The organism is Sphingobium chlorophenolicum (assembly GCF_000722875.1).
GTDB lineage: Bacteria > Pseudomonadota > Alphaproteobacteria > Sphingomonadales > Sphingomonadaceae > Sphingobium > Sphingobium chlorophenolicum.
In genome coordinates, this window is record NZ_JFHR01000030.1 from 51052 (window position 1) to 59587 (window position 8536).

Here is an 8536-nt window from a genome sequence, read left to right on the forward strand (position 1 = left end):
CACCAGCACCAGCTGCTCTGCCCCGAGCAGCGGCGCGCCATCTGCATGCTGATCGAGCAACAGCCAAGCGATGCCCTATAGCTCCTGATCGCGGGTCATCATCAGCGTAGGATATGGGAAAGCACCCTCGGGGCAATAGGATAATGGGGACAGTTGGGCTCGAAGCCCCCCCCCCCGCAACTCCCTGGTGCTGCCCGTTAGAGGGGGGCCATCTCACCGGCCCCGCCCCTGCGTCAGCGCCATGTAATCTCGCAGCCGACCCACCGCATCCAGGGACGGCCCGGCAGCCGCTGATGCCGCTTCAGCCATCATCAACGTTTCCTCGGACCACCGGCTTTCGGGAAACCGCTTCACCATCTGCATGAACTTCGTCGCCACCCTGTTGGTATGCCCCAGAGCATCGAAGAGGCGACCAATCAGGCGCCGATCTTCTTCGACCGCGAGGCGCTCCGCCTCCACTTTCGCGCGGGCTTGCTCCCACGCCGCCTTGGCCGAAGCGGCAGCCTGCCGGTCCTTATGCGCGACCCTACGATCCACTTCCGTCCGCAAAGCCCGATCACGCAGACGGGCCAGTTCAGCCTGCAAATCGGCCGCCTGCTTGGCATTCGCCACCTCCTGTGCCCTTAGTTCGGCCAGATATCCGCGCACCGGCTTATGCTTCCGGCCGCTCTTCACCTCGCCCCGGCATAGCCCCAGCGGCTCCATGGCGCGGGCATATTCATCCTGGAGGCGGTCAAACTGGCCTGGTCCGCTGATGATCCGACCGACCAATGCCCAGCACGGGGGCAATTCGTCTGCGCCGAGAAGGATCTTAGGCTCATCAAAGCGTCGGCTATCTTCGCCCGGATCAATGTTGATGTGCCAGCCCGAGCCGAGCGAGAACCGGTTAGGGTAGGAGTTTATGTCGCCATCAACCTCGTAGACCCATTCGGCTATCATCCGTCGGAGATCATCGGCCTCTGCGATCGATAGCGGCGGCGTCACCAGTTCGACGCCCGCGACCGTGCCCTCAGGCCAGTCCAGGGGGTCTAGATCATATTCAGGGTAGACGAAATATCCCGTTCGGCGCTGCTTCTTCTGGGCGGCCAGCCATCGCTTGCCAGTGAACCGCGTCAGATCAGCGGCTACAGCCCGGCAATATTCGTGACTGGCGACGTCCATGGGATCCGAATTGAAATATTCGAAGCGGGGATCGTTCAGATCGCCCAAGATCAGCTCAAGCTCGAACCCGACGCGCCATGATTCAGCAAATGCCATGCTCGTCAGTGTGGGACGGAGGCCGGTTGCTGTACAGACGATTTCTCGCGCCGTTGATAAGGCCCGCGCACCGGCATCAGTGTCGTCCCGGTTCACCGATGGGCTGACCCCAATACTAAAGCGGAAATCCTATCGGGTTGGATTGGATCAGCTTCAGTGCGTGACTGATGTTATAAGCTTGTCCGATCCCGCTATTCGCATGAACGAAGTGCCCGGTCGGATCACCGTGCCGATCGATGATTGGCTGTGACACCGCGAGATAGGAGGAAATCACCATGCACACAGCGAAGGCTTTTCCCCCGTTGAGTATCCTGTAGACCGGGCCGCCTGAGAATCCCTCATTCACCATGGCATCTAGAAAGAATGGACCTCTCGGCACCGTATCGGCAGCGCCAGCGATATAGGCATGCTTTACTAGGGGTAGCAAACTGTGGCTCATACCCCTGCATCGAGAGATCTAACGGGAAGCCGGCAAACCAGACTTCCTCACCTATGTGAAACCCGCCAGGCGTCAAATCTACCTTAAAGCCGGGGTCCGTGAGCCGATGCGGCAAAGCTAACACCGACACGTCTACGTCGGATTCGCCCACGAAAGTCCCTCGGGTGCTTAGCCAAGTACCATTATTGAGAAACGCAAATTCAGTTTCTCCGGTGCCGCCAAGCACATGCTTCGCAGTGATGAGATATTGTCGACCGTCAACGTCAACCGTGAAAGCCGTGCCTTCATCATCGTGAACAGAGCGCACCTTGAAGGTTCGGTACATAATATTCGTGGGCAACATTCTCGCAATAACCAGCCCCCGGGCTGCGTCGTCAAGATGGGGAGCGGGGCCCGTGATTTCGTCACACTGTGACGGACGGTTTGGCAGCCATAATCGCCGCCTCCTCCATGCCTCCGGGATCGCGGTCTATGGCCGCTACAATAAGGCGCATGGCAGGAGTGGGGTTCGTCACTCCCTGCTCAAGGTCGCGGATCGTTCGCGGACCCAGATTGTACCGCTCGGCAAAGCCGCGCTGGGTCAGGCCGAGCTTATTTCTGCGCAGCGACCGAAGCTGAGCACCGAAGCCAGCCATCCCTGTCGACGCATCGATACAGCGCTGCTCATTCGCCATGATCTTGATCCTTGCCGTTCATGCGTTCGCGGGCACGATTGATCCTGTCCGCAATGCTCAGTTCGATCGCCCCTCCATCAGCGCCCGTGAGTTGAAGCGGCAGCAGCTTGGACGAGAGCTTGTAAAACTCAGTCGGGTTCTCTTTCGCCCAGCCGAGGAAGTGGGCATTGTCCCCACCATCCCCATCCTGAAGCTTTTGAAAAACGTCCTCGATCGCTGCCTTCATCATGGCCGTGGTCTTGTTCGGCGTGCCCTTCTGTCGCCCGCCTGACTTCGCGCGCGTCATCTATTTTCCCCTACTTTAGTTTCAGACGCAGGCCAGATCCCTGCCTGCCAGCACCTTCGCAATGGAGACAGCCTGTTCCCGCAGGCCCGCTGATTGGGCCGCATCAAGCATCTGCTCGATGATCGCGGGCGCATTCCCAACGTCAGCATCCGCCAGCAGATCATAGATCGCCACAGCATGGCCAGTCTTGGCGGCCGCCAACCGATGCTCACCTTGCTCAAGGGCATAATCCGCCTGGATTAACAGAACGGCTGCGAGCTGCCGAAAACCCAGCGCGGAGGGCTGGCTAGCCGCCTGACGCGCGAACAGTTCTGCTACGGTGATCCGCTGCGACAGGACACCACCATTGGGGGCGTCATGCAGAGCGTTGAATAGCCCCAGCCCTGACCCGGCATCGGCCTCGATATCTAGAATGCGGATTTCCTGACCAGCCGCGCGCCGCCGCCCACCCTTGCCGTCGCGCCCCGCCAGATCGGCAAGGCTGATCTCGCCTGAAGAAAGGAAGAACGAGCGCCAGCGCGCTGGTGAGCGCAGCGCGCCGGAGCGACCCGCCCGGGCCTTGCCCACGCCATTGGCGAGCATGTAGGCGACAGACCCCGCTTCCTTGCCGTCGAGCTGTGCTAGTTCATCAAGGCAAAGCAGGGTTTCTGAATGCTGGGCCGCGACACCCTCCAAGCCGTTCGCGGTAGCCCGCCACTGGCGCACGAATGACGGAGCACCCCAGACTGAAGCCGCCGCGAACAGCGCGGTTGATTTGCCGATCGAGGAGGCGCCGCGATAGTTGAGCCCCCCGCCGTCCTCGCCCAGCAGATCCAGCAACGGCCCAACGAACGCGGCCGAAAGCGCCACGGCAATGCGGCTGTTTCCGGCGCCGTAGCGCGCGACCAGTTTCTGCCAATCCTCCAGAGTGCCGTTGGCGCGGTACGGATGGTCGAACTGCGCTGCCCCTTGGTAGATGACCCGATTCTGCGGCCGGTCGCCATAGGTGATGTCAGGTAGAACGAACGCGCCGTCGGTCCAGCCCACCCGCTCTACCGCCATGGCGCGGCTGTCGATCGTGACAGTGGCCAGCAGATCGAGCAGCTTGGACTTGGCCTTCTGCGTCGTGCCAAGGCGCATGCCCTTGTCGAGCAGGCTCGCCCGGATCTCGGCCCCATCCCCCGCCAACATTGCCTTGTGCATCGCCCAGCGATGATCGCGGCCGTCTTCATCTTTCCACGCCATGAGGAGCCCCCAGGAGGCGCCCCGGTCATCGCGGGTCTGGGCAAGAAACCGGATGGGCGAGCAAATCCAAGTGGGCGGATTATCGTCGCCCGCGTCGAAATACACACCATCTCGGCGAATGGAGAAGCCAAAAGGCAACTTCGCTTCGGGCGCCGACTTGAGATTGATGGCCTCGGCCAGCGCCGCGTCATCATTCATGTCCGCCATATCCATGGCAGTAGCGACCTTACCCATTGTCATGTTCCTCCCGGACCGGGAGCGCCACACGGCCACCTACTGCCTGAGCAGCGGCGCGGGCGGCTTCCAGTCCCACATTTGCTTTGATTGTCGGATGGTCGATCAGGTGGGCGTCGTCGTCCGCGAGGATCACCAAGTCGCAGTCCGGATATGAGGCATTCATCGCCAACGCAGTCGCGGTCAGATTTTTGGCTGAGAACGCAACCGCCACAGCATGACCGGTCGCCCGGCGCGCCGCAGCACAGGTGGCGAAACCTTCGCCCACCATCACCACGGCGTTAGGCGTTCCGATCAGGCAGAACAGTCCCGCTTGCCGCCCTCCCTTGGCAAACCGCTTGGTGCCATCAGGAGCTATCGCCTGGATGTTCCACAGCGTCCCGGCAGCGTCGAACATTGGCACCAGCAGGCGATTACCGTCCTGCCTGAGGCCTTCACCAGACACCCGCTTACGCTGTAGATAAGGATGTCGAGGATCCGCGCCCTTGGCATCGTTCCAGCGGACTCGGCAACGCTCCGCAGCTTCCTGCCGCTCAGCCGCCTTGGCGGCCTCGCGTTCCTTGCGCGCAGCGTCATATCGCTTCCGCAGGGCACGCCGCTCAGCAGATGGGAGCCGTTCCCGAGAACGCGCGCGCCAGGTTTCGCTTATCTGCAAGCGATAGTTGCCGAACGCGCCTGCTGGCCGCCCATCAACATGAAGGACCGCCCAGCCATTGCGCTTTCCTGTTCCGTCACCGTCACACGCGAAGCGGATCAGATCAGGGCCGAGACGATCTGCGATGGGCTCTGCGGGGCGCATCCCCGCCGCCTCCATAGCCGAAATGAAGTCCGCGATTGTTTCCTGTTCCATTGGGGCGGAACGATAGGAGCGATCAGCTTTGTGGGAAAATTCCCTCAGCATTCAACACCTCCCGCCATGGTGGCTAGGACTGCATCGGGAATGTAGATCTCCGCATTCCCCGCCATCTCGGTAATGTTCAGTCGATTGGCAGCAGCAATTGCCGCCGCCGCCCTGTCGAACGTGGCGAAATATCCCCAACTGTCCCCCCGATCGGCTTTCATGTGCGATCTCGAAGTGCTGGGGGTTTTCCATCCAGACATGGATGGTGCCGCCTTCTGCATCCACCCCAGAAGCACGGCGAGGAAAGGTGATGACATCACCCATTGGCGGCCTCCTGCCGATGATACGCAGGCAGAACCCAAACGATGCTGGAAATCCCGGCATCGCTCTTGCGGCGCATACCGCTGTCCACGATAGCTTTCTTGAGCCGCAATTCGCTGGTGCGCGGACGGACACGAAAGCGCTCCCACCCTAGGCGCGCAGCGATTTCGTCTCCAGTTGCCCCGGCTTGGCCGACATCAGTGAGAACGTCGAGAATTTGCTTCTGAAGGTGAGGAACGCTGGGCGCGATGAAATCTGCGGCAGCGATGGCGGTATCGACCCGGTATGCGCCGGGATGATGAGGATAATCAGTCATGTTCACCTCCAGCAACAGGAGGAAGCCCCGCCCGGTCCAGCAGCTTGGCAAGCCATTCAGCCTGCGCCGCTGTCATGGGCGTGGGATCGACGGCGAGTTGTCCCAGAAAGGAACCAGCCTTCCGCGTCAGGCGCTCGCCCTGGTTGAGCAACGCCAGCGCAGCGGCGCTATGATCGATGAAGGGGGTCATCATGCGCCTCCTTCCGCAGTCTGGTCGATGATCTGCCAGCTGTGCGCCGCCTGGCGTGCTTCAGCGCAGGACTTTGCTTCGCGATGGTTGCGAAACTCCAGACTGGGCCATGACACGGTGCGCGGCTCGAAGCTGACGATGAAGCGGCTGCCGATCGCCGCCTTGGTGATGACGATCCGGTCAGGCATCGCGCGCCTCCCCGAAGAGAATCGTCGCTACCACGCGAGCGAACGGTGCTGAGAGGTGATAGCGGCTCAGTAGAAGTTGAACCGACCAGTCATCGCCATTATAATTGCTGTTGGAACTATTCGAACCAGAAGAACGCCGTCCTGTGCCGGGGCGGCGTTTTTCGTCGGGCTTATCCGGCGCCCGTGCCGTGCGGGCGATCAAGCGACCTCCGACGTGCTGCTGTAGCGGTTCGCGGCTTTCCACGCCTCGATGTCGGAGAGGTCGTAAAGGACTTTTCCGCGCCGGCCGGTGGCAGTCTTAATGAACTTCGGACCGGTCCCTTGCGTGCGCCAGTTCTCAAGCGTTCCTGGGGCAACGCCGATCAACGGAGCCGCCTCAGCAGTATTAAGCAATGCGCTCATGATTTTTCATCCAGCGCCCGCCATGCCCGATTGCATGGGTTTCGATGGGCGTGGATGAATGTTGGCGCGGCGAAATTTGGCAGGCTAAGTTGGCAAAATTGGCGTTGTAAGTTTCCGGCCAACTTTCGTTCGGCCAATTTATTTCACTTAGACGGCCGACCATCTCTCAGCGTCCAATCAGGGGCGTGAATCCTCCTTAAGTCACGAACCCGATTGCGTGAGATCCCCAGAGCCTTGCCCGCTCGCTCGTCCTCAACCCGCGAATATCGGATACCTTGGCCCCGCGCTTCCGCCACCCGCTCTCGGTACCAGGTCTCGGACTGTTCCTTGCTGATGACGCGAGAGGTTGGTGAGACTGTCGCCTGATCGATCACCATGGGAGCAACGCGTCGTGCAAGCGCCTTGGAAATTGCCGGATTGGCGGCGAAATCCGAACGCCCAACGAAGATCCAATCCTGTCCAGATGACGGCATTGGTGACTGCCCCCTTTGCGGAGGGTAGCAGGCTTTCCCGGTTGAAAAGCAGTAATACGGATCTGCCCCGTCCCAGAAGCGGGGCGGGATCGAGATCATCATATGGGGCCGCGCGGTAGGGTTGACGAGCATCAGCCCTTCCTGCTGCACCGCGTATAGGATCAGGTCGAATACCGCTCTCGAGCGATGAAATGCGGGGAAGACTCTTTCGTTGTGAGAAATAATTTCGGCGCTTCGACGTTTCCAATCCGCGTGCTTCTTCTGGTACTCGGCATATTGCACTTCGAAGCTTTGAGGCGGTCCTGCGCCGATGCCCATTGATCTACCGCCAAAATGCCTGCTCGGCTCAGCCGGCTCAGGGTCCGGCACCAGATAGTCGGCAGCAGGATCCTCGTCCTCCCAGTCGGAGAACATCGTCCTGCCAAGCTCGGTTATGGCGGTGCCGATGAATATGTAGTCGAGCCGAGCGTGGGGCCACAATTTGCGCTGGTCTGGTGTCCAGATATTTGTTTGCACAGGACCCTCCCAGGCCCATCCGCCGCAGTTTAGAAGGGTGGCAGGCCGGGCGGATATTCCGGCTTTTCGGTTGCGATCCTAGCCACCCCCCTTGTTCAGCCTCGCGCGTCCGCCAGGTGAACCACGTTTGACGCCACTGGGACGCCGGTAATCAGACTTTGGAGGTGCTTAGCCCAAGCGCCTAGCGCCGCCACCTTTTCATCGTAATATTCATATAGGTTGTAGATGCCGCGAATGCCCGATGCCTCACCGCCTTGATGGTGATTGATCACGCGCTCCGTCACTTCGATCGGGAATCCCAAAGCTTGAAGGTTCGTTGTGCCGGTCCGCCTAAGATCGTGCAGCCTCCACGGGGTGAGGGTCACGACATGCGGATCCTCCTCGCGTGCCACTGCTTCTTCATCAGCCTTCTTCTGAAGGATCGCCAACACCGCCTTATCCAGGGCTGTCTTCATATCGCTGAAGTTTGAAACTGGCGTCTTGCCGGTCGAGGATGGCAACACCAGCCCTCTTCTCTTCCAGCCAACCGCCTCCAGTTCCGCCATGGCAAGTTGGCTTAGCGGCACGAGGTGGTCATGCTCATTTTTCGCCCGCTCTCCATCGATCCGCCATACAGCCCGATCTTTCGAAAGCTCAGCCCATGGCATACCAGCAACTTCGCTCCGGCGCTGAAGGGTAATCATCAGCAGTCGCACCAGAGCGCCGCGCGGATCATCCAGCGTGAAGCTGGCATTCCATATAGCGACCAGTTCGTCAGGGGTTAGCACGCGCTTCCGGGCCTTCGCACCGCTCGGCGGGTCGATCTTGCTCATCGGTGACCGGGCGATGTCCTCACGCTTCTCCGCCCAGCGGAACAACGAGCTGAGCACAGCCCAGGCCGTACGCTGGAGCCCCGGCCGATCGCGCAGTCGGTCTAAGACCTGGTGAACATGCTCTGCCGCGATATCTGGGAGCGGCCGATCTGCCATGACAGGAACCACATGCATTTCCAGGACCCGCTTCGCCTGCCTCCATGATTTGCCCCACTCAGGCTCTAGGGTCAGGACTCATTGATTGATCCAGAATATGACGGTCGCGGCGATGCAGATGGCGGACATGAAGGTATGGGCGCAACGATCGTAGCGCGTGTGGATGCGCCGCCAGTCCTTGATCCTGCCGAACATATTCTCGACTTT

13 protein-coding genes are annotated in these 8536 nt (G+C 60.5%); all 13 read right to left on the reverse strand.

The window, feature by feature from the left end:
- Window positions 1-213: 213 nt before the first annotated feature.
- Entirely contained in the window at window positions 214-1353 is a 1140-nt protein-coding gene (locus BV95_RS13415; RefSeq protein WP_156028656.1) for a hypothetical protein, read from the reverse strand.
- A 747-nt stretch (window positions 1354-2100) separates the two neighbouring features.
- Window positions 2101-2370 (reverse strand): helix-turn-helix domain-containing protein, encoded by a 270-nt coding sequence (locus BV95_RS13420; protein WP_037452685.1) that lies wholly within the window; start codon window positions 2368-2370, stop codon window positions 2101-2103.
- Window positions 2360-2656, reverse strand: coding sequence for a hypothetical protein (locus tag BV95_RS13425; protein WP_051749772.1), 297 nt, complete (start codon window positions 2654-2656; stop codon window positions 2360-2362). Before BV95_RS13425 ends, BV95_RS13420 begins: the two co-directional genes overlap by 11 nt.
- 21 nt (window positions 2657-2677) lie before the next feature.
- Window positions 2678-4114 (reverse strand): DUF927 domain-containing protein, encoded by a 1437-nt coding sequence (locus tag BV95_RS13430; RefSeq protein WP_162179749.1) that lies wholly within the window; start codon window positions 4112-4114, stop codon window positions 2678-2680.
- Window positions 4107-5015 (reverse strand): toprim domain-containing protein, encoded by a 909-nt coding sequence (locus BV95_RS13435; RefSeq protein WP_051749774.1) that lies wholly within the window; start codon window positions 5013-5015, stop codon window positions 4107-4109. Before BV95_RS13435 ends, BV95_RS13430 begins: the two co-directional genes overlap by 8 nt.
- A complete protein-coding gene (locus BV95_RS24040) occupies window positions 5009-5176 on the reverse strand; it encodes a hypothetical protein (RefSeq protein ID WP_162179750.1) in 168 nt (55 codons plus the stop codon). The genes BV95_RS13435 and BV95_RS24040 overlap by 7 nt, the downstream gene beginning before the upstream one ends.
- Window positions 5177-5271: 95 nt before the next feature.
- Window positions 5272-5592 carry a hypothetical protein gene (locus BV95_RS13440; RefSeq protein WP_051749775.1) on the reverse strand — a complete coding sequence of 107 codons (321 nt, stop codon included), beginning with the start codon at window positions 5590-5592 and terminating at the stop codon, window positions 5272-5274.
- Complete coding sequence (locus BV95_RS13445) at window positions 5585-5782, reverse strand: arginine repressor (RefSeq protein WP_037452731.1); 198 nt, start codon at window positions 5780-5782, stop codon at window positions 5585-5587. Before BV95_RS13445 ends, BV95_RS13440 begins: the two co-directional genes overlap by 8 nt.
- Window positions 5782-5970 (reverse strand): hypothetical protein, encoded by a 189-nt coding sequence (locus BV95_RS13450; RefSeq protein ID WP_037452687.1) that lies wholly within the window; start codon window positions 5968-5970, stop codon window positions 5782-5784. The genes BV95_RS13445 and BV95_RS13450 overlap by 1 nt, the downstream gene beginning before the upstream one ends.
- A gap of 198 nt (window positions 5971-6168) precedes the next feature.
- Window positions 6169-6372 carry a helix-turn-helix transcriptional regulator gene (locus BV95_RS13455; protein WP_037452690.1) on the reverse strand — a complete coding sequence of 68 codons (204 nt, stop codon included), beginning with the start codon at window positions 6370-6372 and terminating at the stop codon, window positions 6169-6171.
- 143 nt (window positions 6373-6515) lie between these two features.
- Complete coding sequence (locus BV95_RS13460) at window positions 6516-7361, reverse strand: hypothetical protein (RefSeq protein WP_037452693.1); 846 nt, start codon at window positions 7359-7361, stop codon at window positions 6516-6518.
- 95 nt (window positions 7362-7456) lie between these two features.
- Entirely contained in the window at window positions 7457-8173 is a 717-nt protein-coding gene (locus BV95_RS13465; protein ID WP_162179751.1) for a site-specific integrase, read from the reverse strand.
- Window positions 8174-8407: 234 nt separating this feature from the next.
- The coding region (locus BV95_RS23590) for a transposase (protein WP_037452737.1) at window positions 8408-8536 on the reverse strand (129 nt) is incomplete at its 5' end.

Excerpts from the sequence above, each read along its gene's own strand:
- BV95_RS13430 (WP_162179749.1), bottom strand. The coding sequence starts at position 4,114 with ATGGGTAAGGTCGCTACTGCCATGGATATGGCGGACATGAATGATGAC.
- BV95_RS13440 (WP_051749775.1), bottom strand. The coding sequence starts at position 5,592 with ATGACTGATTATCCTCATCATCCCGGCGCATACCGGGTCGATACCGCC.
- BV95_RS13420 (WP_037452685.1), bottom strand. The coding sequence starts at position 2,370 with ATGGCGAATGAGCAGCGCTGTATCGATGCGTCGACAGGGATGGCTGGC.
- BV95_RS13425 (WP_051749772.1), bottom strand. The coding sequence starts at position 2,656 with ATGACGCGCGCGAAGTCAGGCGGGCGACAGAAGGGCACGCCGAACAAG.
- BV95_RS13455 (WP_037452690.1), bottom strand. The coding sequence starts at position 6,372 with ATGAGCGCATTGCTTAATACTGCTGAGGCGGCTCCGTTGATCGGCGTT.
- BV95_RS24040 (WP_162179750.1), bottom strand. The coding sequence starts at position 5,176 with ATGAAAGCCGATCGGGGGGACAGTTGGGGATATTTCGCCACGTTCGAC.
- BV95_RS13465 (WP_162179751.1), bottom strand. The coding sequence starts at position 8,173 with ATGAGCAAGATCGACCCGCCGAGCGGTGCGAAGGCCCGGAAGCGCGTG.
- BV95_RS13445 (WP_037452731.1), bottom strand. The coding sequence starts at position 5,782 with ATGACCCCCTTCATCGATCATAGCGCCGCTGCGCTGGCGTTGCTCAAC.
- BV95_RS13450 (WP_037452687.1), bottom strand. The coding sequence starts at position 5,970 with ATGCCTGACCGGATCGTCATCACCAAGGCGGCGATCGGCAGCCGCTTC.
- BV95_RS13435 (WP_051749774.1), bottom strand. The coding sequence starts at position 5,015 with ATGCTGAGGGAATTTTCCCACAAAGCTGATCGCTCCTATCGTTCCGCC.